Consider the following 19,889-nt stretch of genomic DNA (forward strand, 5'->3'; position numbering starts at 1 on the left):
TAATTATTTTAAATTCTTTTTCAAACGAAAGGGTCTGTTTTATCCCATTACGCTATACTAGAAAAATGAAAGGAGGATGTAAAATATGCCAAGAATTGAACTTTCTAGGGTTGGATTCACGCCTTTTCAACGGCTATTAGGTCACAATGTAGATATTATGAATAAATGGTGTGATTTAGGTGATGAGTTAGAAAGAACTCTTAGTCTATCAGCACAGCTAAAGGAAGAAGTAAGGCGCGTATTAGCTGAAAAAAATGGCTGCGCTTATTGTAAAGCAAAAGGTGCGCCAAATCGGAAACAACAAGATGAGAAAACCATGCTGGCGATTGCCTTTGCAGACGTTTTTTTAAAAGAAAAAGGAAGCGTTCCAGATACTGTCTTTGCCGTTTTAAAAGAGGCCTTTAGCGATAAGGAGATTAGCGAGCTTTGTGCTTTTATTTGTTTCACAACCGCTTCTCAATATTATGGAGCTATGCTAGACTTACAGCCATAAAAACTAACAGAGGTTGCATAATGCAACCTCTGTTAGTTTTTAAATGTTTGTTTTATATAACCTTTTCCATTTTTAATTTCTACCTTGGCGAAAGCACCGTTCACAAGCGTAAGCTGAGGAGGCATATGCCCAAAGTCAAGATCATATGCAATAGGTACTTCAAGCTCTTTTAAAAGGGCTTCATACACATCTTCAGCTGTATAGCCTCCGACTGGATGGTTAGCAGTGCTTCGACCAAAAAGTATACCGCTACAATAATCAAACCAACCTGCTAGCTTCATTTGAACGAGTGTACGCCTAAGGTCTGTAACTGATAGCTCACAGTTTTCAAAATACCAAACGAGCTTTTCACCCTGTAAAAACCTCTGCTGAAAGCTTTTAACATCCCCACATGGTGTGCCAATTGCATGACGGATTACGTCGATACATCCACCAAGTAACCTTCCTTCAATCACAAGCTCTTTGTTCCCAACCATTTTCCACTCGGTAGGTTCGGTTAAATGAAAGACGCAAGGAGATGGATTACTGTGCTGCCATTCTTTTTGAAAATAAGTAGAAGAGTACTGCGTAATACTCTTTCCTTCTTCAAGTTGTAATACTCGTTCCCACATCTTGGTCGTCTCATCCCAGTACTCGCCTCGCAAATCGACTAAATTTGGACCATGAGCTGTTGCAATACCGGTGTTTATGGTTAACGCAAATAGGAATAAGCTTGTATCAGAATAGCCTAAAACCCACTTTGGCTTAATTTCTTGAAATAAAAAGTGCTCAAAAATTTCAATCAAAAGCTCCCCACCCCAAGGCGGAATAATTAAATTTATTTCTTCGTTTTTGAGCATACTCATCAATTCATAAGCTCGCACTTTACCTGAAGCAGACTTTGCTTTTACCTGCGTCCAAACAGTTTGACCGCATTGAACCTTGTACCCACGCTCCTCCATTTTGTCACAAGCTGATTGAAACATCTTATGTAAAGCGTCTGGAACCCCCGAAGAAGGAGCGGTTACACCTATGGTAGCGTCATGCTTTAAACGCGGAAATTGAATCATTACTAGCACTCCTTTATTTCTCTCAGCCGAATATGTATTGTTCATCATACCATAATTAACTTTAACTGGGTTATTTTATCTTTATTTTCCTTTTTTTAAAAATCCCTCTTGACTTAAGGAAAATCCATCCATTATAATCATCCGTAAGCATTGATAAGGACATGAATAACTTTTCATTTCTACTCAGAGACTAGGGCCTTTGGCTGCGAGCCCTTTAGAAACAAAGTTGATTTACCACCTTTGAGCTATTGCGGGGAAATGCTTTGCAGACTATCCGTAATCGGGAAATCCGTTATCGTTTTTGAGCACGACGTTTTTTTGTCGTGAAATTAGGGTGGTACCACGACCGCACTCGTCCCTTCTTTTGGGATGAGTGCGTTTTTTTATACAATTTTATAGATGGCGTTGATAAGAATACGAATCTTCTTTTACCTTTTATCCAGAGACTGGGGCCTTTGGCTGTGAGCCCTTTAAAAGCAAAGTTGATTTACCATCTTTGAGCTATTGCGGGGAAATGCTTTGCAAACTATCCGTAATCGGGAGATCCGTTATCACTTTTGAGCACGACGCTTATTTGTCGTGAAATTAGGGTGGTACCACGACCGCACTCGTCCCTTCTTTTGGGATGAGTGCGTTTTTTTATTTAATTATTGGGAGGAAAAAACATGAAAAACGCAAAACTTGAAAAACAAAACCATCAGCAGTTAGGAAAAGAGCTTGAACTCTTTTTGACTCTGGAAGAAGCACCCGGCATGCCATTTTTCTTACCAAACGGCATGTCTATTCGAAACGAACTCGTTAACGATTGGAAACAAAAGCATATTCAAGCTGAATATGCGGAGATTCAAACACCCATTATGATGAAGCAACATTTATGGGAACAATCTGGACACTGGGACCACTATCAAGAAAATATGTATTTTTCAAACGTAGATGAACAGAGCTATGCCCTAAAGCCAATGAACTGCCCCGGCGCAATTTTATTGTTTAACAGCAAACGTAGAAGCTACCGAGAGCTTCCGGTTCGTTATGCTGAACTTGGACTCGTACACAGACATGAACTATCTGGATCTTTAAACGGTTTGTTTCGCGTTCGCTCATTTACGCAGGATGACGCACACTTATTTGTTACGCCTGCTCAAATCGAAGCAGAGCTTAATGGTGTCTTGAAGCTAGTTCATGAATTTTATGAACAGTTCGACTTTGAATATAAAGTTGAACTTTCAACACGCCCTGAAAAATACATGGGAGATTTAAGCATGTGGGAACAAGCGGAAGCGTCTCTTGAAAATGTCTTAAAAGCACGAGGATTAGCTTACGAAATTAATAGAGGAGACGGAGCGTTCTACGGACCTAAAATTGATTTTCATATTTTAGACTCCCTTGGCCGAAGCTGGCAGTGTGGAACAGTTCAACTCGATTTTCAAATGCCTGAAAAATTTGACTGCACATATATCGGAGAAGATAACACCCCTCATCGCCCAGTAATGATTCATCGCGCAGTTTACGGTTCAATCGAACGATTTATGGGTATTTTAATCGAGCATTACGGTGGAGACTTCCCTCTTTGGCTTGCACCTGTTCAAGTGAAAATTCTGCCGATTGCTGATGCTCATATAGACTACGCAAATGAAGTTGCACAGCGCTTACGTCAGCATGGAAGACGGGTTGAAGTTGATAGCCGAAAAGAAAAGATTGGCCTTAAAATTAGGGAAGCCACGCTAAGAAAAGCTCCTTATATCGTAATTATTGGCGATCAAGAAGTAGCGAATAGCAGCCTTGCTATTCGAAAACGCACGGATAATAGTCAGCACTCCCTAAAATTTGATGATTTTTTACTGGAGCTTGCACAAAATAGATAAAATAAAAGCGCTCAATATAACCATACTGAGCGCTTCCTTTTTTAAAACAACAGTTCCATCTGACGACTTTTAGTAGTAAATCCTATATTTTCATAAAATTGAATCGCGCGATCATTGAATTCTAATACGTTTAGTTCAATAGCATCTACTGACTTTTCTCTGCCATATTTAACGATTTTATTCATTAATAACTTACCAATTCCTTTGCTTTGATGATCCTCACTAATACCGATGCTTCGAATGAATAAAGTGCACCGGTTTTTTAAAATGGGATTAGTATCTCCTGCCTTTTTAAAATCAAGGATCACATATCCAACGACAGACTTCTCTCGATCTCGTACGACTAGTAATTCTGTTTCAGCCGATTCAAGCCATTGTTGATATTCACCACGGGACAAGGTTGAATCCTTCTTCTCATATAAATCAGGCCTTCCTTTAATATGAAGCTTCTGCACTTGATTTTTCAGCTCTGAAAATGATAAAAAATCACTTTCAACTGCCTTCATTACGGAATATAGATTCATAGATTTTTCTCCTTTATTTTATTTTCAAAAAATAATGTACGTAAACGAGATTACTGCCCAAACGTTTTGTAGGCTGTTGCATATACTTCTAAAGAAAAAGGAGGTATTGTTATGTATCAAAACCAACACGTATACACTGAGCACGATTTTCGCAGACCTTATGGCAGACCAGGCGGCTTCGGTCGTCCATTTGGCAGACCATTCGGACGTCCTTTCGGAGGACCATTTATCTTTGGAGCTCCGTTCTTAGGAGGATTAGCTGGCGGATTACTTGCTAGCTCTTTTTACGGCGGAGGATTCGGACCATACCCTTATCCACCATACCCTTACTACCCACCATATGGCTACTATTATTAAGAAGACATGGCTTATGCCATGTCTTTTTTTACCTATTAGTAAATTTATACTCCTAAAAAAACCGTTCCCATAATCATATATACAATAGGAAACAAGAACATAGCTATATTTCCAACAATTGCTCCTTTAGCAAAGCCACTTTCTTTTCTCTTATAGATAGATAGGGCTAGCCAAAAGCCAATGAAACTTAAGACTAGAGGAAAAAAAATGACGACTCCTTGAAGTTTCTCAAAAGTAACAACTCCTAGAAAGAAGTTTATAATTATGAAAAGCGGAATAATAAATAATAGATACGAAACGAATAGAATGACTGGTTTATTCATAAGCCCTCCTCCTACAGTTCAACTACCTTCATTAATACCTCGTATCGCGTATATGGTGAAAATGAGGCTTTAAGTGCCTGCTTTGCTCCCTGAACTGCTTGATCAACGTGATGTTTTTCAGCAACTGATACCTTTGCAGCTGTTTCCTGCGTGTATTTATCAAGAACATTCATTTCCTTTTTGGTCTCAATCCATTCGCCATCTACATATAATCCATATTGCTTTACGCTTGCCGTATTTACTATGTCTCCCATTCACCCAAATGTTTATTATCTCGTTAATTCAATATCATAATGGTACTTATCACTACGAAACTTTGTGGTTGTAAATTCAATAGGCTTATCATCAAAACCAAAGCTCAACCTTGTCATTTCCAAGAGCGCTTCTCCCGCTCGAATGCCTAATAAATCAGCTTCGTAAATGATAAACGATAACCACCTGGTCTATGACTCACTCGGAAAATCGTTACTTCTCCAGCTTTTAAGCCAAAGTCCATTGCCAAGCCAATCTTTCTGTTAGGATGAACACCAGCTGTGGCTCCAGTATCTGGACGAGCTAACGAATAAGCACCAGCTCCACAGTGCCAAAATACAGCTGAATTTTTCTCTTCGTCAATGTGAACCAAGTCTCCCAAATACGGGGCGTTTCCTTTTGCTAATTCTCTTAAGATAAACATGGAAATTGATCCATCAATATCAGATTCACATGATGTTACCATTCCATCCTCTGTGAACTGAGACAGAGTTGAGCACGATCTACTTCTCCAACCCACTCTGACTTTGAAATAGTAATGCATTCTTTAAATGCTTTTTGCAAATCTATTTTCTTTAAAGTAACACCAAGTGCTTGATGCAGCTCATCTTCATCAGCTTGTGAGAAGAAGAAACCAGGTGGAATTCCTGCGCTTTTTAATCTATGTATTGATGTTTTTATTTTCATTCATTTCATTACAAAAATAAACCGTACATCCAATATTATCTTTATGATCTTTTACCAGCGTATCTTTAGAAAATGAGCGAATCGAACGATAAATGAGCCAATCTCCTGCACCACCACCAACCAATAATGTCGAGAGAGCTACAAGCATGCCGTTGCCAACTAGCATCCCTATAACGAGGGGTACAAATCCTGTTAGAATTACAGGCAGCAACAGTGCCATGCGAAAAGCACGCATTGAAATGGGGACCTTACAGTGTGCGTAACAAACCATATACTTCCAAATAAAACCAAACTTTAAATCTGTTAGCTTGACCTTCCCAAACCACAAAAAACCAACTCCATGAAGCAGTTCATGAAGAAAAATTAATAGAAAATAAAAACCGATAAACTTAAGCAGGGACATAAGAGTAATGGTAAACTCTAACCCCCAGAACCATGTGTAAACAACCGTACTAAGCAATACAATTCCTATTGTGTAATAAGAGGCTTTTCTATTAACACCCTTAGGATCTAAAACGATTGAAACTTCCTTCCCCAAAAAATTCACACCTTTCCATTTAACAACAATAAAAACGTATATAAGAACTTATTTTCAGCATAATGAATCCTTGGTGAAAGACTGCATATGATATAGCAAGTCCATATTAAGGAGGTGTCTCTAATAGAAAGTTGGTTAAACGTTATTGCCAATGTAGTTTTTCCAATTGCGGTCGCTTTTTATTTACTCATTAAAAGATTGATAATTTCACAAAGATTATCAACCGTATTGCCACTATCATTGAAGAGCAAAAAAAGGACGAGCAGTAAAACGTACAAGCTTTCCATTTTCAAATGTTCAAAGAAACTGCCAACTAGATTATGATACTAGGTGGCATCTTTTTTAATTCCTTGAAAAGTAGTTTGTACATCTCCAACCCCTGGAAGAGCAGATAAAATGACTTGATCTCTGTGATAGGTTAAAACATCTAAGTCGCCATCTAGCCATAGTGGAGCATCTAAGTCAAAGTAATGAATATTTGGATGTGCTGCTGCAAAGTGTGCTGCCGCTCCTACAGAAAAACAAGGTTCCATCATGCTACCAATCATACAACCCACACCGTTTGCTTCTGCAATACTCGCAATTTTCCATGCTTCGTTTATTCCCCCGCACTTCATAAGCTTAATATTTAATAAATCTACATAGCGCCCTGCGACAAGCTTTAACGCGTCCTTTACTGAAAACAAGCTTTCATCTGCCATAATAAGTGTAGAAACCCGATTAGTTACAAACTTTAGGCCATCTAAATCATAGGAAGGAACTGGCTGTTCAATAAACTCAATGTTAAAGTTTCTACTTTCCATCTCATGAATAATCTGCACTGCTTGTTTCGCACGCCAACCTTGATTTGCATCTAAACGAAGCTTTATGTATGAAGGAATAGCTTCGTGAATTTTCTGTATGCGTTCAATATCTAACTCTGGATTCGCCCCAACCTTTATTTTAAGTACTTGAAAGCCGTCAGCTACAGCTGATTTAGCAGCTTTCGTCATCTTCTCTGGAGTGTCTACACCAATGGTCATACAGGTGGAAAGTGTTTTTTTACCCCCTAAGTAAGTATGAAGCGGAACTTCTATTAATCTACTATATGCGTCATGAAGAGCAATATCAGCAGCAGCTTTAGCACTAGTATTTCCTACACAGCAAGACTGTACGCTTTGAAGTAACAGTTGAAATTCTTTAACATCTCTTCCAATTATCGCAGCTTTAATAGGCCCTTTAAGAGCTGCTAAAATGCTCTCTAACGAATCACCTGTAATCACATACGTTGGGGCAGCCGCTCCTCTACCCGTTATTCCATTTTCTAACGTAATAATCACTTCAACGCTTTCAATTTCTGTGGCTGTTCGGAGCGCTGTTTTAAATGGTACTTTTAACGGAATAGTTTCATGCTTTACTTCAAGGTTTTTAATAATCATTTGGCACACTCCCACTTTTTAATCCAAAATTATTACTTGTGTTTGCGTTTTTCCCACATACTTATAGGTAAGAGCTACTCGTTCAATTGGTTTGCTATGAGTAATTTTTAACATATATCTTTTACTGGAAGGCTCTATCTTCTTATGCACCTCTTGTAGCGTTAGCTGTTGATCAATCTGATCTGATAAGTTGATCACTTCGTTCGCTTTTATTTGCTCAAGTTCTAGCCCACTTGGATGTGCTTGATTATTTACTTGTATAGCTATGAGATAAACTGAGCTAATAGAGCTTTCATTATCTAACTCGATTGCCACTGTTTTTTTATTGTGAGGAAAAGTTGTAATGGTTCCTATTTGAAGAGATTCACCCTTTCTTATATATATGAACCCTATAACAACTCCTACCATTAGAAAAAAGATTCCGCTCAACATAAGCTACTTTTTCATTTCCCTTTCCCTTCTTCAACGAATACCATATGAGGTTCTGTTTCTTTATAATAGCGAAGTCTGTCTTCTAACGTGCCCGTACGTACTTCAAACTTATGCCCGTCTGGGTCCGTGAAATAAATTGACTCTCTATCACGCTCATCCCTTGTTCTTCCTTTTAAAATTGGTACATGATAAGCCGCTAGTTTTGCCTCAAAACATTTTAAATCTCCAGCTTTAATTGAAAACGCAAAATGGGTATAGGAATCGTGAATTTCATTTCTTTGAATATGTTTCTCTTCATTTAACGCTATCCATAAACCATTTAAATCCAAATAAGCTGTGGCTGTGCCAGTAACAAGAAGATTAGCACCTAGAACCTGCTTATAAAAACCGATTGACTGAGCTAAATTAGATACTGAAAAGCAGCAGTGATTTATTCCTTGAATCATGTTGTCCTCCACCTTTTGTCTAGATAGTAGAACCACTAACTATATACATATACTACCATATCATTTTCATTTTTATCTTATTATTTTAAATTTTCTTCCTATTTTTGTATACTAAATACGTAATTTATACAAAGGATGGTGTCTCATGTTTTTTAGTAAAGAGAGAGAAAAGGAAGTCATTAATTGGCTAGAAGCACATTCATATCGTCTAGCTGAGCCTATAGATTGTGCTTCTCAAGACTTTTCATTTTTAAAGTCAGTTATTCAAGATAAACGAATTGTCTGGCTTGGTGAAAATGGGCACTTCATTCGTGAACACACCATGTTAAAAGAAAAGATAATTTCATTCTTGCATAAAGAGATGGGTTTTAACGTATTGGCATTCGAAAGTGGCCTTGCTGAAGCATACGGAGCAAATGAATTGAAAGAAGCGTCAACACCAGAAGCTTTCATGAAAAATAGTATTTATTCTTTATGGGCAACAGAAGATACCGAGCCCCTTTTTCATCTATTAAAAAGACAAGATTTTCGTTTAGCTGGAATTGATATAAATCCTTCTTCAATCCCTGACACCTTTTTAAGATTTGTAGCAAAATTACAGCCATTCGTTACAGAAGAACAGCTACAAGCATTTGAATTTATTGAACGAGGTGCATATGAGTGGTACTACAAAATTGGTCAATATACAGCGGCACGAAAAAAAGTACCAAACGATGTGCTGCAGCTCTTTAAACATTTTAAAGAACAAGCAATCACAAAGGCTAACGATCTGATAAAATCAATTCAATTTCACCTTCTTAATGAACGAGAACAAGCTAAAGAAACTTATCTACACGTCATGCAGCGTTCGTTAGCTAACCGCTTATATTTTCTGAATCACCTGACAGAAGATCATCGCACTTATAAAAAAGTGCGTGAACAGCGACTTTGTGAAAATGTTGAATGGCTGTGCAATGAACTTTATCCAAATGAAAAAATCATCATTTGGGCTCATAACATGCATATTTTTAAAAATTTCCGTTCGTTCTTTTCAAAGTTTGAACCAATGGGCTCTAAGATATCAAAAACCCTTCAAAATGACTCTTACTATATGGGTCTGTTTATGTATGAAGGCGAAACTATAACAGATACGGGTCAAGCTTATAAACTAAGCAAGCCACCTAAAAAAAGTTTGGAAGACTACCTCTCTAAGGTGAATTCACCTACTACGTTTGTAGATTTTTCTCAACTACAAAAGCAACGGGAAAACGAATGGATATTCAAAAAAACAGTTTTCTTAGATAGCGGAACCATGCAAACATTAATTACGCCCCGCGAACAAATGGATGGAGCTCTTTTTGTGCAAAAAGTTTCACCTCCTCCATTCAAAAAAGAAGGTGAGAAATAACAAAGCAAATGTTCAAAAAGACAAAATCTCTTTACGTTGTCTGAACTCGTTCCCAACATTGTTTTCACAATTAAAACAACCTGAACGATTAAAGTTCCTTCCTTTTAATCGTTCAGGTTTATCATTAGCTGAATTCCTTATGTTCCACCCTATCTTCTAAATCTTCATTTTCTGCAAACGCAGCGCATTTAACACAACGGATACAGAGCTGAACGCCATAGCTGCTCCGGCTAACCACGGTGCCAAAAATCCGATTGCGGCAATTGGAATTCCAATGGTATTGTAGCCGAATGCCCAAAAGAGATTTTGTTTAATGTTACGCATTGTTGCTTTACTCATTTGCAAAGCATGAACGATACTTGTAAGGTCACCTCTCATAAGCGTTAAGTCTGCTGCTTCAATCGCGACGTCTGTGCCGGTTCCAATGGCCATTCCAACGTCCGCCACTGCTAGAGCCGGTGCATCGTTTAAGCCGTCACCAACCATTGCCACTTTTGCCCCTTGAGCCTGCAGCTTTTGAATTTCGGCTGCTTTTCCTTCTGGTAATACTTCAGCAAGCACATGATGAATTCCCACTTCATTAGCGATAGCATTCGCTGTTTGCTTATTATCACCTGTAATCATCACAACGTGAAGTCCCATTTCTTTTAGGTCCTTAATAGCTTTTGCTGACGTTTCTTTAACCGTATCAGCAACTGCTACAAACCCTGCATATTCACTGTTTAAAGCAATTAGCATAACCGTTTTCCCCTGAGACTCAATTTCTGAAATGAGTGATTCAACACCCGCAACTTCAATACCAGAATCAGACATAAGCTTTCTCGTACCAACTAAAATTTCCTCATCCTCTATAATCGCTTTTATACCATGCCCAGGTATTGCTTCAAAAGCTGAAATTTTTAGCAAACTAAGATTTTGTTCAGAAGCCTTTTTGACAATTGCGCGTGCTAATGGATGCTCAGACTGACTTTCAGCAGAGGCAACAAGCTGTAGAAGCTTTTCTTTATCTCCAGCATTTTCTGTCACAACATCCGTTACTTCTGGCTCACCCTTTGTCACGGTACCAGTTTTGTCTAACACGATGGTATCTACTTCATGAGCTGCTTCTAGATGCTCACCGCCTTTAAATAAAACACCTAGCTCGGCTGCTCGACCTGATCCCGCCATAATTGACGTTGGGGTAGCTAGACCTAATGCACAAGGGCAGGCAATTACAAGTACAGCAATCATTTTTTCAAGCGCTGAAGCAAAGTCACTAGGATCAAGCACCATATACCAAACAAAAAACGTAACGATTGCTATTGCTACAACAATGGGAACAAAAATACCTGAAATATGGTCAGCCACGCGTTGAATAGGGGCTTTAGAACCTTGTGCGCTTTCCACAACTCTTATAATTTGTGCAAGGGCTGTTTCTTTTCCCACTTTTGTTGCTTTTACTTTTAAAAAGCCATTTTTGTTCACTGTGGCTCCCGTCACATCATCACCAACCGATTTTTCAACTGGAATACTTTCTCCTGTTAGCATGGACTCATCAATTGCAGATTGTCCTTCTATTACCTCACCGTCTACTGGAATTTTTTCGCCTGGCTTCACATAAACAACGTCTCCATGCTTCACTTCTTCAATAGGGATTTCAACCTGTTGGCCTTTTCGCTCTACAACCGCTGTTTTTGCTTGTAAACTTAAAAGCGTTCGAATTGCCTCTGAAGAACGCCCTTTTGCTTTGGCTTCAAATAATTTCCCAAGTAAAACAAGCGTAATTAAGATTGCGCTTGTTTCATAATAAAGTTCAATCATATGGGCATTTGAACCAATGGACTGGATCGACAAATAAACGCTGTAAAAGTAAGCCGCACTCGTTCCTAAAGCCACAAGAACATCCATATTCGCACTTTTATTCCTTAGCGCTTTATAGGCTCCAACATAAAACTGTCCACCAATAAGAAATTGAACTGGCGTAGCAAGGGCCAGTTGAAACCATGGATTTAAAAACATTGGCGGTACAGGAATAAAGGCCGTAAAGGAAAAGTGACTAACCATCGCCCAAAGCAGCGGTATGCTTAATATTGCTGCAATTAAAAATTTGAGTTCTTGCTGATTGGTTACTTTTTCACGGATATTTTCGTTTTTTTCAGCCTTTAAAGACGCACCGTATCCTAATTTTTCAATTCTATTAATGATGGTAGATAGATCAATTTGTTCTTCATTATATTTTAGAGTTGCCGTTTCTAATGCAAGATTCACGTTTACATGAGCAATTCCCTGTTGCTTTCCTAATACCTTTTCGATTCTGCTTGAACAAGCTGCACAGGTCATCCCGGTTATGTCTAGTTCTTCTGTTTCATAAATGACATCATATCCTAGATTCTGCACTTTTTCTTCAAAAACGCGTGGCTGAACTACTTCAGGTGTATAGCGAATTGTTGCTTTTTCTAATGCAAGGTTAACAGCTGCATCTTCAACGCCATCTAGTTTCTTCAAACTTTTTTCAATACGGTTTGCACAAGCTGAACACGTCATACCTGCTATGCGTAGCGTAATGTCTTTTTGACTTTTCATAAAACCCCTCCTCATATACCATGTGTAGGTATATTACTTTTTAAAAGAGAACGTGCGAAGTTATTCGCACGCTTTCTTACGCTACGTCATAGCCTTGATCATCAATTGATTCTTTAATCGTTTCAAGGCTGACTTTACTTTCATCATATTCAACTTCAACCGTTGCTGATTCTAAATTAACCTGTACACTTTTTACACCTCTTAACTCTGATAGTGCACCTTCAACTGCTTTTACACAATGCCCACATGACATACCTTGTACTGATAATACTGTTTGTTCCATCTTTTCCAGCTCCTTTTTATTTCATTAAGCGTTTAATCGTTGTTAGTAATTCATCTAGTACTTCATCGTCACCTTCCTGCACTCTTTCGACCACACAGTGCTTCAAATGACCTTCTAATAAAATTTTGCTTACGCCATTTAAAGCTGATTGAACAGCTGATATTTGCGTAATGACATCATCACAATACGTATCCTTATCAATCAGACCCTTGATTCCTCGAATTTGACCTTCAATTCGATTAAGCCGACTCGTTAAGTTTTTCTTAACTTTTGGAGAATGATGACTTCGTCGTACAGTACCAGAATGACACTCTACCTTCATTTCAGACTCATGGCTTTCTTCCATTCAAAAACCACCTTTCATATTTCATATTATAATGTACCCCCCTACCCTATGTAAAGTGTTATGCAAAATGAAAAGGAACTGAGACATAACTAAATGATTCATTTCGGGAGACGAATCATGACGTTTCTAACCTAGTTAGGTTGTCTGAACACGTTCGTTCCATTTCACTCTTTTTTTTAAAAATTTTTCCGAATCAACAAAAAACCCAAACTATGAGAAGAGATAACTCTCAATAGTTCGGGTTTATAACTAGCTGAAATACTTATGTCCCAGCCTCTTTTATAAATAAGCTTATTTTTTTAGTTTATCCCAAGTGCTTTCAAATGATTTAAACAGTTCTTCTTCCGTTACTTGACCGCCCACATACTCTTGAAGTGAGGCACCAAATTCTTCTTTCACACCATCTGGGAACTTCATAAACTGCCACGGCATTGTTTTTCCTTCTTCAGAGTACTTTAAGATTTCTGCACCTAATGGACCAATATCTTTTGCATCTGCTTCAATTGTCTTAAATGCAGGTACATATTTAAATTCTTCTACAAGTGCACGCTTACCTTCCTCAGAAGTTACCATCCAGTTTAAGAAATCTTTTGCTGCTTCTTTATCTGCTTCTGGTGCACCGTTATGAACGACCCAGCTGCTTGGTACATCGACTGAAATTTTACCTTTCACACTTCCACCATCACCAAGAGGCATTGGCATAACGCCTAAATCTAAGTTTGGATTAATCTTATCAAGCATTGGCTGAATCCAGTTTCCTTGTTGAATAATTGCTGCTTCACCCGTTGCAAAGTTCGTTACCTGCGTATTGTAATCCGTTGTTAATGAGTTTTTATTTCCATACTTAATTGTTAAATCCAATAGTTTAACATATTCTTTAAACTGCTGGTTACCTGAAATTTTTCCAGTCCCCTCATTTAAGCTCTTAATAAACGCATCTGGGTCTTCTTGAGCTGAGAAAGGAATGTTTAAACCATGATTTCCTAATACCCACCATTCGCCGTATCCAATTGAAAACGGCGTGATTCCTGCTGCTTTTAGCTTCTTAGCTGCTGCTTCTAGTTCATCTAATGTTTGTGGTACTTCTTTAATACCCGCTTTCTTGAAAAGCTCTTTATTATACGCAAATCCATAGCCTTCCAGGTTCATTGGCTGACCATATACCTTACCGTCAATTGTCATTGGATCTAACGTGTTATCAAACGCATCCTTTATCCAAGGCTCACCAGATAAATCTTCAAGTTTATCTTTCCACGTAACAGCTTCTTGATAGCCACCATTTGAGAAGATATCAGGCTCATTTCCAGAAGCGAATTTCGCTTTTAGTGCTGCTGCACCATCTGCACCACCTCCAACCGTTTCAATGTTAAACGTTACGTTAGGATTTTCTTTTGTATATTGATCTGTTAATGCTTTTAGCTGATCTGCAATTTCAACTTTTCCTTGAAAAATATCAACAACAACTTGGTCACCTTTTGCGCCACCGCTTGCATTATCGCCAGATGAACTATCGCTGGAGCATGCTGCTGTAAATAAAAGAGATGCTGATAGTACACCTGCTGCTAAAGGAAATTTTTTTAGTTTCATGCTTGGTTCCTCCTATGATATGTTTGGCTCCTATGCTCACTCATCATGAGCATAGGCTTCCAAATTCATTATTTAATAGACCCACTTGTAATTCCTTTGATAATATGCTTTTGCATTGAGAAGAAAAAGATTAATAATGGAATGATACTTAACATTAATGCTGCTAGTGCTAAATCCCACTGCTTTGTATATTGTCCAAAGAAGAAGAACGTTGCTAATGGAATTGTACGCAATGACGGATCTTGCAGAACAAGTAACGGTAATAAGAAGTCATTCCAAATCCATAAGCTGTTTAAAATAATAATGGTCACTGTGATTGGCTTTAACAACGGGAATACAATTCTCCAAAACACTCCAAATGTAGAGCATCCATCAATAATTGCTGCTTCTTCTAACTCTACTGGAATCCCTTTAATAAACCCGTGATATAAGAAGATTGCTAATCCAGAACCAAATCCTAGATACATCACAACTAATCCCCAGATACTGTTCATTAATCCAAACGAACTTGCCGCTTTTACTAATGGAATCATGATAGATTGGAACGGAATAACCATCGCTGCTACAAAGAGTAAAAAGATAAAGTTACTGAACTTTGTTTTTGTACGTACAAGCATATAAGCACCCATTGAACAAAAGACTACAATCATTAGATTACTTGCTACTGTAATCATTAATGAGTTTTTAAATACTCGTAAGTAATCCATTCTTTCAAAAGCTGTTACGTAGTTTTGCCATTGAAATGCTGATGGTAAAGCTGATGTATTCGTTAAGATTTCTGCAAACGGCTTTAATGAGTTAGCGATAACATAGTAAAACGGAACAAGGAAGATTAGACCTAGTATTATCGCTAAGATTTCAATAATAAACGTCTTTCCTGTATACTTATTGCGCATTAAGATTCAACCTCCTTCTTCTTTGTATACATAACTTGAAGCGTTGTAATACCTGCTACGATTAAGAAGAAGATCAGTGCTTTTGCTTCTCCAATACCATAACGGTTGTTAACGAAAGCCTCTGTATAGATGTTAAGCGCTAACATTTCTGTTGATTTAAACGGTCCACCGTTTGTTAATGATAAGTTTACATCAAATATTTTAAATGAAGATGAAATGGTTAAGAATAAACAAATTGTAACGGCTGGCGCTACCATTGGTAGTGTAATATGACGAAGTGTTTGCCAGCGGTTCGCTCCATCAATTTTTGCTGCTTCAAGAAGCTCTTGAGGAACGTTTTGTAAAGCTGCTACATAAATAATCATGATATAACCGGCACCTTGCCATACGCTGACAATAACTATGCCCCAAAAAGCTGTATTTGCATCTCCCAACCAAGGAAGCTCAAATAGTGACCATCCTGTTAATTGACCAATTGATGAAAATCCTCGAATAAAAATGAATTGCCATACAAATCCAAGTAATAATCCACCAATTAAGTTAGGTAAAAAGAAGACTGTTCGTAGAATGTTTCTTGTCTTAAGCATCTGTGTAACAAGTAATGCAAGACCAAACCCAACGACATTTGTTAATAAGATTGCAACAACGGTGTACTTCGCGGTTAGAATGAAGGAAGCATGAAATTGCTTATCTTCAAAAAGTAAGTACTTAAAGTTGTCTAATCCTACCCACTCAATATTTCCTGTTACACCATTCCAATTGGTAAAGGCATAATAAACACCTGATAAAAACGGGTATAAAACAATCATGATAAATGCTAAAAGGACTGGTCCTACAAACAAGGTAAATATTCCTGCTTTTTTCCACTTTTTACGATTGCTTGTGCGAATTGATGACTTCGTTTGTCTTGGCTTATTTACTGACACAACCTCTTTTTCTTGCAATTTGCTTTGGCTCTCCATGTAACCGCACCTCCTATATGCTCTCATTTTAGTGCAGCATAAACTTTTTTGAAACCGATTACATTGACAAAGAGGGTGGAAAATATTGAACTCTTCCCCTAAAAGCAACAAAAATCGATGATTTTTCACCCCCTACCTTTTAACTAGAGAGAAAAATCTCCTCCACCTTCTTCTACCTTTTGTACCTTGTGAGAGGAAGGTACAAAAATTATAATGGGAATGAATTTATAAAAAAGGATGGTATCAAAATGCCTCTTCGTTATGTTTGTCCACACTGCCAAGGAAGCGGAACGAAATTTGGATTTGCGCTGCTTTCATTTATAAAGTGCAAAGTATGCGGTGGAGATGGCCATGTCGTCATGTCAAACATGATGTCTCCTAATCATGATAAACAAAATCCAAAAGAACATGCTGACAATCAAGACCAAGCAAAGTAAAAACGAAACATCTATCATACAAAACAGCCGCTTATTCGTATAAGCGGCTGTTTCAATTTTATTACCAAGTTGCTACGTAATGTCCTTTTCCCGTTGCTGGTGTGTTGTAGCTTTGATTTTCACCATCTTGCCAAATGATTTTCCCATTTTGATCTTTAATGTAGAACTTAAATTCATACTCACGATCAGCAGCTAAGTCAAATGTTCCCTCAAAGCTACCGTCTCGCTTTGGTTTTAACGTATAGTTATAGTTGCTTGCATTCCAACGACCTAGCTCTCCTCGATTACCTGTTACATGAAGCGTTTGACCTTTCTTTAGCTGTAAACCTTCCATTTTAAACGTAACTGGTAATGGCTTTAGCGCAAGCTTATCCTTCAACATCTTAAGTTCATTTGTCGGATGCCCAGCCTCGTCAAATAAATACGTCATACGAAGAAGCGTAAAACCATCAAAGTCATAGTTAAATACCATCTCAGATGCATTGTCAAATCCCCATTCATTATTAATAACAGGAAGCGCATTTTCTCCGTTTAACGAAAGATTACGCTCGTTTGCTAATGTAGCAATTTGAGTCACTAACGTTTTTGGAGCACTATAGTAAGGAGATGTTTGTGCATCTTGGTCTCCCATTTCTAAGCAAGTAAACGTTAACGCCATATTTGATTTTTTAAATTGGTCTAGAAGCTTAGCATAATTATAATATCCTGTGCTGTATTCAGCAGCATGTGGCATTTCAGGATCGTTCATCTTCCAGTGCACACCAGAAATTTTCGCACCAACTTCTACGCCAAACGTACGATCAAAGTATTTATGTGCTTGCTTTGAGATTGTCTGAAGATGATCTTCAAGAGCCCCTTGATACCACTTCATAAAATCTTTTCCATATATAGTTTTGTAAGCTTCACCGCTTGTAAAGAAAGTATCTCCGTCAGTTGGAGGTTCAATATCATTCCACTTCTTAAATGATGTTCCCCACGCCTTGTTAAGATTTTTAATATTTTTATATTGATTCTTCATTTCATCTCTAAAGTCTTCTTTTGCACCTTCTGTATATGCTTGTAGCTGACCGCGTTTTGGATAGTCCCATCCGTCTGCAAACTGATAAGATGGGTAGCGTAATTCTCCTGCTGGTCCGCCACTTAAATAAATTTTACTAATGATATCATCATAATTAGCAAAGTTTTTTGCAAACGAGCGATATAATTCCTCATACTGCTTTTCAATTCCGTTCCACCAAGGTGCTAATGCTTCTTTATTAACAAACCCAGTTTCACTTTTGAATGCCATGCTTTCTATGTCATCTTTTTCCCACAGCCAATTAGGTATTGGATAGTTACAATCATCTCCTACGTTACCACCACATTGATGTGTGGATAAAATAGGAACCCATTTCAGGCCTGAATTTTCAACAACGCTGGCATACTTTTTATAATAAGACCAATCAAATTGATTATCTCCCGTAGCTTCAACAATTCCCCACCAAATATCTGTTGTTAAGCCGTATACTCCATTCTTCTTCATTTGAACAAGCTGACGTTCAAACTGATCCCAATCCGTAATTTCTCCTAAAGGAGCCATAACGTACAGCTTGTAATCTGATTTGACTTCTGCGTGAGTACTTGTATAGCTTGTAAATATAATTGCTATACTCATTATGAATGCTAACAGCACTTTAAAACTTTTCCCCATCTCTTCTCCCCCTTATTATTGTTAGAAGCCTTCATCTTTCTTTTTATGCAACCGCTTGCAATTTTCTATAAAAGATGAATTTCCTTTCTATAAAATTATAGAAAAGCCCTTTCGTATTCGTCAATTAACTTTTTCATTTTTTTGAAAAATGAGTCATTTGATCTATCCTTTACTCAGCACCTTTCTTTTTTAAAAGGTTTGTTCATGCTATGCTTAAAGTAGAAAAAGCATTTTTGAAAGGGTGAAGCACTATGGATAAACCATCAATTAAGTTAATTGCTCTTGATATGGATGGCACACTATTAAATACAGAAGGTGAAATTTCACAAGGTAATCAAAAAGCTATAGCACAAGCAGAAGAAAAAGGAATACATGTGGTTTTAAGTACAGGACGGTCGCGCCCAACTAGTATTGAATTTGCTGAGTCGTTAAAGCTTTCCTCTTATATTATTAATGTAAATGGGAGTGAAATCTGGGACGGTGAAGGAAATTTAATTGAGCGCACGATTCTACAACCAGATTACATACAAGAAATGTGGGATTTAAAACAAAAGCATAAATTAACTTTTTGGGCTGTGACGAGTGAAAAGGTATGGAGGGACGAGTTTCCAACGGATATTACTAATCATGAATGGCTAAAGTTTGGCTATGATATTCATGATGATGATACGCGCAAATTAGTTTTAGATACATTAACTAAAAACAAAAATCTTGAAATTACAAATTCTAGCCCAACAAATCTTGAAATTAACGCTCTTGGCATCAATAAAGCAAAAGCACTTCGTACCGTTTGTGAACGCTTAAATCTGTCAATGAACGAAGTAATGGCTATGGGTGATAGCCTAAATGATATTGCAATGATTACAGAAGCTGGAGTAGGCGTAGCCATGGGTAACGCGCAAGATGTCGTAAAGGAAGCAGCTGACTGGATAACTAAAACCAATGACCAAGATGGTGTTGCTGAAGCTATTTATCACTGGGCTTTAAAGTAAGAGTTATATTTACACTTTCTCAAAAGAGACTGAGACATAAGTAATTCAGCCTCTACTATACCTGAACGATTGAGAGTTCATAACTTTTAATCGTTCAGGTTTTTTGTTGATTGTGAAAACAATGTTGGAAACAGGGTGGAATGGAGCGTAGGACACTCGACTCCTGCGGGAAAGAGAGGGAAAACGGAGATCCCGCAGCGCAGTGAGGAAGCTCAGGTTCCTCCCCGCGGAAAGCGAGTGGCCGTAGCGCAATGGAACGAACGTGTTGAGACAAATCAAAGAGATGGGAACAGCGAGTGTTCGTCTTTTAGAAGCAATCATTTTGTTATGTCCTAAACTCTTTACTTTTTTTCTCATTATTCATAA

Annotated in this window: 25 protein-coding genes and 1 other annotated feature; of the genes, 7 read left to right on the top strand and 18 right to left on the bottom strand. The window is 37.9% G+C overall.

Features of this window, described 5'->3' with window-relative positions; translation table 11 throughout:
* Nucleotides 1-85: 85 nt before the first annotated feature.
* Entirely contained in the window at nucleotides 86-493 is a 408-nt protein-coding gene (locus tag AS180_RS13015) for a carboxymuconolactone decarboxylase family protein (protein WP_035321122.1), read from the top strand.
* Nucleotides 494-525: 32 nt separating this feature from the next.
* Here the strand turns inward: AS180_RS13015 and AS180_RS13020 are convergent, their stop codons facing one another.
* Complete coding sequence (locus AS180_RS13020) at nucleotides 526-1,542, bottom strand: S66 family peptidase (protein ID WP_025910874.1); 1,017 nt, start codon at nucleotides 1,540-1,542, stop codon at nucleotides 526-528.
* Nucleotides 1,543-1,683: 141 nt separating this feature from the next.
* Nucleotides 1,684-1,905: a binding site (T-box leader), on the top strand.
* A 302-nt stretch (nucleotides 1,906-2,207) separates the two neighbouring features.
* Here AS180_RS13020 and thrS point away from each other — a divergent pair.
* Complete coding sequence (gene thrS / locus AS180_RS13025; RefSeq protein ID WP_061785810.1) at nucleotides 2,208-3,404, top strand: threonine--tRNA ligase; 1,197 nt, start codon at nucleotides 2,208-2,210, stop codon at nucleotides 3,402-3,404.
* A 41-nt stretch (nucleotides 3,405-3,445) separates the two neighbouring features.
* On the opposite strand, the gene AS180_RS13030 is transcribed toward thrS, so the two are convergent.
* Complete coding sequence (locus AS180_RS13030; RefSeq protein ID WP_062686900.1) at nucleotides 3,446-3,928, bottom strand: GNAT family N-acetyltransferase; 483 nt, start codon at nucleotides 3,926-3,928, stop codon at nucleotides 3,446-3,448.
* A gap of 111 nt (nucleotides 3,929-4,039) precedes the next feature.
* On the opposite strand from AS180_RS13030, the gene AS180_RS13035 reads away from it, so the two are divergent.
* Nucleotides 4,040-4,285 carry a hypothetical protein gene (locus AS180_RS13035; protein ID WP_062686901.1) on the top strand — a complete coding sequence of 82 codons (246 nt, stop codon included), beginning with the start codon at nucleotides 4,040-4,042 and terminating at the stop codon, nucleotides 4,283-4,285.
* A 44-nt stretch (nucleotides 4,286-4,329) separates the two neighbouring features.
* Here the strand turns inward: AS180_RS13035 and AS180_RS13040 are convergent, their stop codons facing one another.
* From AS180_RS13040 to fosB, 9 genes are all read right to left on the bottom strand, one after another.
* The gene (locus tag AS180_RS13040; RefSeq protein ID WP_062686902.1) at nucleotides 4,330-4,608 is read right to left on the bottom strand and encodes a hypothetical protein; all 279 of its coding nucleotides are present in this window, start codon (nucleotides 4,606-4,608) and stop codon (nucleotides 4,330-4,332) included.
* Between the two features lie 11 nt (nucleotides 4,609-4,619).
* Entirely contained in the window at nucleotides 4,620-4,862 is a 243-nt protein-coding gene (locus tag AS180_RS13045; RefSeq protein WP_062686903.1) for an aldehyde dehydrogenase family protein, read from the bottom strand.
* Between the two features lie 15 nt (nucleotides 4,863-4,877).
* Nucleotides 4,878-4,979, bottom strand: coding sequence for a hypothetical protein (locus tag AS180_RS24065; RefSeq protein WP_225002307.1), 102 nt, complete (start codon nucleotides 4,977-4,979; stop codon nucleotides 4,878-4,880).
* A gap of 29 nt (nucleotides 4,980-5,008) precedes the next feature.
* Nucleotides 5,009-5,326, bottom strand: coding sequence for a hypothetical protein (locus AS180_RS23580; protein ID WP_062686904.1), 318 nt, complete (start codon nucleotides 5,324-5,326; stop codon nucleotides 5,009-5,011).
* Nucleotides 5,320-5,547 carry a hypothetical protein gene (locus AS180_RS23585; protein WP_062686905.1) on the bottom strand — a complete coding sequence of 76 codons (228 nt, stop codon included), beginning with the start codon at nucleotides 5,545-5,547 and terminating at the stop codon, nucleotides 5,320-5,322. Before AS180_RS23585 ends, AS180_RS23580 begins: the two co-directional genes overlap by 7 nt.
* The gene (locus tag AS180_RS13060; protein ID WP_062686906.1) at nucleotides 5,522-6,085 is read right to left on the bottom strand and encodes a DUF3267 domain-containing protein; all 564 of its coding nucleotides are present in this window, start codon (nucleotides 6,083-6,085) and stop codon (nucleotides 5,522-5,524) included. Before AS180_RS13060 ends, AS180_RS23585 begins: the two co-directional genes overlap by 26 nt.
* Before the next feature lie 326 nt (nucleotides 6,086-6,411).
* Nucleotides 6,412-7,503, bottom strand: coding sequence for a dipeptide epimerase (locus AS180_RS13065; protein ID WP_062686907.1), 1,092 nt, complete (start codon nucleotides 7,501-7,503; stop codon nucleotides 6,412-6,414).
* 18 nt (nucleotides 7,504-7,521) lie between these two features.
* Nucleotides 7,522-7,911, bottom strand: coding sequence for a hypothetical protein (locus tag AS180_RS13070; RefSeq protein ID WP_156413491.1), 390 nt, complete (start codon nucleotides 7,909-7,911; stop codon nucleotides 7,522-7,524).
* Between the two features lie 35 nt (nucleotides 7,912-7,946).
* Nucleotides 7,947-8,381 (bottom strand): metallothiol transferase FosB, encoded by a 435-nt coding sequence (gene fosB, locus AS180_RS13075; protein ID WP_062686909.1) that lies wholly within the window; start codon nucleotides 8,379-8,381, stop codon nucleotides 7,947-7,949.
* 145 nt (nucleotides 8,382-8,526) lie between these two features.
* Here fosB and AS180_RS13080 point away from each other — a divergent pair, with 145 nt between their 5' ends.
* Nucleotides 8,527-9,768, top strand: a complete 1,242-nt coding sequence (locus AS180_RS13080; protein WP_062686910.1) for an erythromycin esterase family protein — start codon at nucleotides 8,527-8,529, stop codon at nucleotides 9,766-9,768.
* Nucleotides 9,769-9,924: 156 nt separating this feature from the next.
* On the opposite strand, the gene AS180_RS13085 is transcribed toward AS180_RS13080, so the two are convergent.
* The 6 genes from AS180_RS13085 to AS180_RS13110 form a co-directional block, all read right to left on the bottom strand.
* On the bottom strand, nucleotides 9,925-12,330 hold the full coding sequence (locus AS180_RS13085; RefSeq protein WP_062686911.1) for a heavy metal translocating P-type ATPase: 2,406 nt from the start codon (nucleotides 12,328-12,330) through the stop codon (nucleotides 9,925-9,927).
* A 76-nt stretch (nucleotides 12,331-12,406) separates the two neighbouring features.
* Complete coding sequence (gene copZ, locus AS180_RS13090; RefSeq protein WP_061785820.1) at nucleotides 12,407-12,613, bottom strand: copper chaperone CopZ; 207 nt, start codon at nucleotides 12,611-12,613, stop codon at nucleotides 12,407-12,409.
* 16 nt (nucleotides 12,614-12,629) lie between these two features.
* Complete coding sequence (locus AS180_RS13095) at nucleotides 12,630-12,959, bottom strand: metal-sensitive transcriptional regulator (RefSeq protein WP_061785821.1); 330 nt, start codon at nucleotides 12,957-12,959, stop codon at nucleotides 12,630-12,632.
* Between the two features lie 291 nt (nucleotides 12,960-13,250).
* The gene (locus tag AS180_RS13100; protein ID WP_025910861.1) at nucleotides 13,251-14,546 is read right to left on the bottom strand and encodes an ABC transporter substrate-binding protein; all 1,296 of its coding nucleotides are present in this window, start codon (nucleotides 14,544-14,546) and stop codon (nucleotides 13,251-13,253) included.
* A 68-nt stretch (nucleotides 14,547-14,614) separates the two neighbouring features.
* Nucleotides 14,615-15,442 carry a carbohydrate ABC transporter permease gene (locus AS180_RS13105; protein WP_025910860.1) on the bottom strand — a complete coding sequence of 276 codons (828 nt, stop codon included), beginning with the start codon at nucleotides 15,440-15,442 and terminating at the stop codon, nucleotides 14,615-14,617.
* A complete protein-coding gene (locus tag AS180_RS13110; protein WP_062686912.1) occupies nucleotides 15,442-16,404 on the bottom strand; it encodes a carbohydrate ABC transporter permease in 963 nt (320 codons plus the stop codon). Before AS180_RS13110 ends, AS180_RS13105 begins: the two co-directional genes overlap by 1 nt.
* A 248-nt stretch (nucleotides 16,405-16,652) precedes the next feature.
* On the opposite strand from AS180_RS13110, the gene AS180_RS13115 reads away from it, so the two are divergent.
* Entirely contained in the window at nucleotides 16,653-16,841 is a 189-nt protein-coding gene (locus AS180_RS13115; RefSeq protein ID WP_025910858.1) for a hypothetical protein, read from the top strand.
* A gap of 61 nt (nucleotides 16,842-16,902) precedes the next feature.
* Here the strand turns inward: AS180_RS13115 and AS180_RS13120 are convergent, their stop codons facing one another.
* Nucleotides 16,903-18,531, bottom strand: a complete 1,629-nt coding sequence (locus tag AS180_RS13120) for a family 14 glycosylhydrolase (RefSeq protein WP_062686913.1) — start codon at nucleotides 18,529-18,531, stop codon at nucleotides 16,903-16,905.
* 251 nt (nucleotides 18,532-18,782) lie between these two features.
* Between AS180_RS13120 and AS180_RS13125 the strand changes: the two genes are divergently transcribed.
* The gene (locus AS180_RS13125; protein ID WP_025910856.1) at nucleotides 18,783-19,523 is read left to right on the top strand and encodes a Cof-type HAD-IIB family hydrolase; all 741 of its coding nucleotides are present in this window, start codon (nucleotides 18,783-18,785) and stop codon (nucleotides 19,521-19,523) included.
* Between the two features lie 135 nt (nucleotides 19,524-19,658).
* Nucleotides 19,659-19,859, top strand: a complete 201-nt coding sequence (locus AS180_RS22625; RefSeq protein WP_139109199.1) for a hypothetical protein — start codon at nucleotides 19,659-19,661, stop codon at nucleotides 19,857-19,859.
* Nucleotides 19,860-19,889: the final 30 nt, after the last annotated feature.

The sequence above is a fragment of the Priestia veravalensis genome (genome assembly GCF_001457055.1).
Taxonomy (GTDB): Bacteria; Bacillota; Bacilli; order Bacillales; family Bacillaceae_H; genus Priestia; species Priestia flexa.

What these genes read in the sequence shown, in the direction of transcription:
- AS180_RS13015 (WP_035321122.1), top strand. Translation starts at nt 86, where the DNA reads ATGCCAAGAATTGAACTTTCTAGGGTTGGATTCACGCCTTTTCAACGG.
- AS180_RS13020 (WP_025910874.1), bottom strand. Translation starts at nt 1,542, where the DNA reads ATGATTCAATTTCCGCGTTTAAAGCATGACGCTACCATAGGTGTAACC.
- thrS (WP_061785810.1), top strand. Translation starts at nt 2,208, where the DNA reads ATGAAAAACGCAAAACTTGAAAAACAAAACCATCAGCAGTTAGGAAAA.
- AS180_RS13030 (WP_062686900.1), bottom strand. Translation starts at nt 3,928, where the DNA reads ATGAATCTATATTCCGTAATGAAGGCAGTTGAAAGTGATTTTTTATCA.
- AS180_RS13035 (WP_062686901.1), top strand. Translation starts at nt 4,040, where the DNA reads ATGTATCAAAACCAACACGTATACACTGAGCACGATTTTCGCAGACCT.
- AS180_RS13040 (WP_062686902.1), bottom strand. Translation starts at nt 4,608, where the DNA reads ATGAATAAACCAGTCATTCTATTCGTTTCGTATCTATTATTTATTATT.
- AS180_RS13045 (WP_062686903.1), bottom strand. Translation starts at nt 4,862, where the DNA reads ATGGGAGACATAGTAAATACGGCAAGCGTAAAGCAATATGGATTATAT.
- AS180_RS24065 (WP_225002307.1), bottom strand. Translation starts at nt 4,979, where the DNA reads ATGACAAGGTTGAGCTTTGGTTTTGATGATAAGCCTATTGAATTTACA.
- AS180_RS23580 (WP_062686904.1), bottom strand. Translation starts at nt 5,326, where the DNA reads ATGGTAACATCATGTGAATCTGATATTGATGGATCAATTTCCATGTTT.
- AS180_RS23585 (WP_062686905.1), bottom strand. Translation starts at nt 5,547, where the DNA reads ATGAAAATAAAAACATCAATACATAGATTAAAAAGCGCAGGAATTCCA.
- AS180_RS13065 (WP_062686907.1), bottom strand. Translation starts at nt 7,503, where the DNA reads ATGATTATTAAAAACCTTGAAGTAAAGCATGAAACTATTCCGTTAAAA.
- AS180_RS13070 (WP_156413491.1), bottom strand. Translation starts at nt 7,911, where the DNA reads ATGGTAGGAGTTGTTATAGGGTTCATATATATAAGAAAGGGTGAATCT.
- fosB (WP_062686909.1), bottom strand. Translation starts at nt 8,381, where the DNA reads ATGATTCAAGGAATAAATCACTGCTGCTTTTCAGTATCTAATTTAGCT.
- AS180_RS13080 (WP_062686910.1), top strand. Translation starts at nt 8,527, where the DNA reads ATGTTTTTTAGTAAAGAGAGAGAAAAGGAAGTCATTAATTGGCTAGAA.
- AS180_RS13085 (WP_062686911.1), bottom strand. Translation starts at nt 12,330, where the DNA reads ATGAAAAGTCAAAAAGACATTACGCTACGCATAGCAGGTATGACGTGT.
- copZ (WP_061785820.1), bottom strand. Translation starts at nt 12,613, where the DNA reads ATGGAACAAACAGTATTATCAGTACAAGGTATGTCATGTGGGCATTGT.
- AS180_RS13095 (WP_061785821.1), bottom strand. Translation starts at nt 12,959, where the DNA reads ATGGAAGAAAGCCATGAGTCTGAAATGAAGGTAGAGTGTCATTCTGGT.
- AS180_RS13100 (WP_025910861.1), bottom strand. Translation starts at nt 14,546, where the DNA reads ATGAAACTAAAAAAATTTCCTTTAGCAGCAGGTGTACTATCAGCATCT.
- AS180_RS13105 (WP_025910860.1), bottom strand. Translation starts at nt 15,442, where the DNA reads ATGCGCAATAAGTATACAGGAAAGACGTTTATTATTGAAATCTTAGCG.
- AS180_RS13110 (WP_062686912.1), bottom strand. Translation starts at nt 16,404, where the DNA reads ATGGAGAGCCAAAGCAAATTGCAAGAAAAAGAGGTTGTGTCAGTAAAT.
- AS180_RS13115 (WP_025910858.1), top strand. Translation starts at nt 16,653, where the DNA reads ATGCCTCTTCGTTATGTTTGTCCACACTGCCAAGGAAGCGGAACGAAA.
- AS180_RS13120 (WP_062686913.1), bottom strand. Translation starts at nt 18,531, where the DNA reads ATGGGGAAAAGTTTTAAAGTGCTGTTAGCATTCATAATGAGTATAGCA.
- AS180_RS13125 (WP_025910856.1), top strand. Translation starts at nt 18,783, where the DNA reads ATGGATAAACCATCAATTAAGTTAATTGCTCTTGATATGGATGGCACA.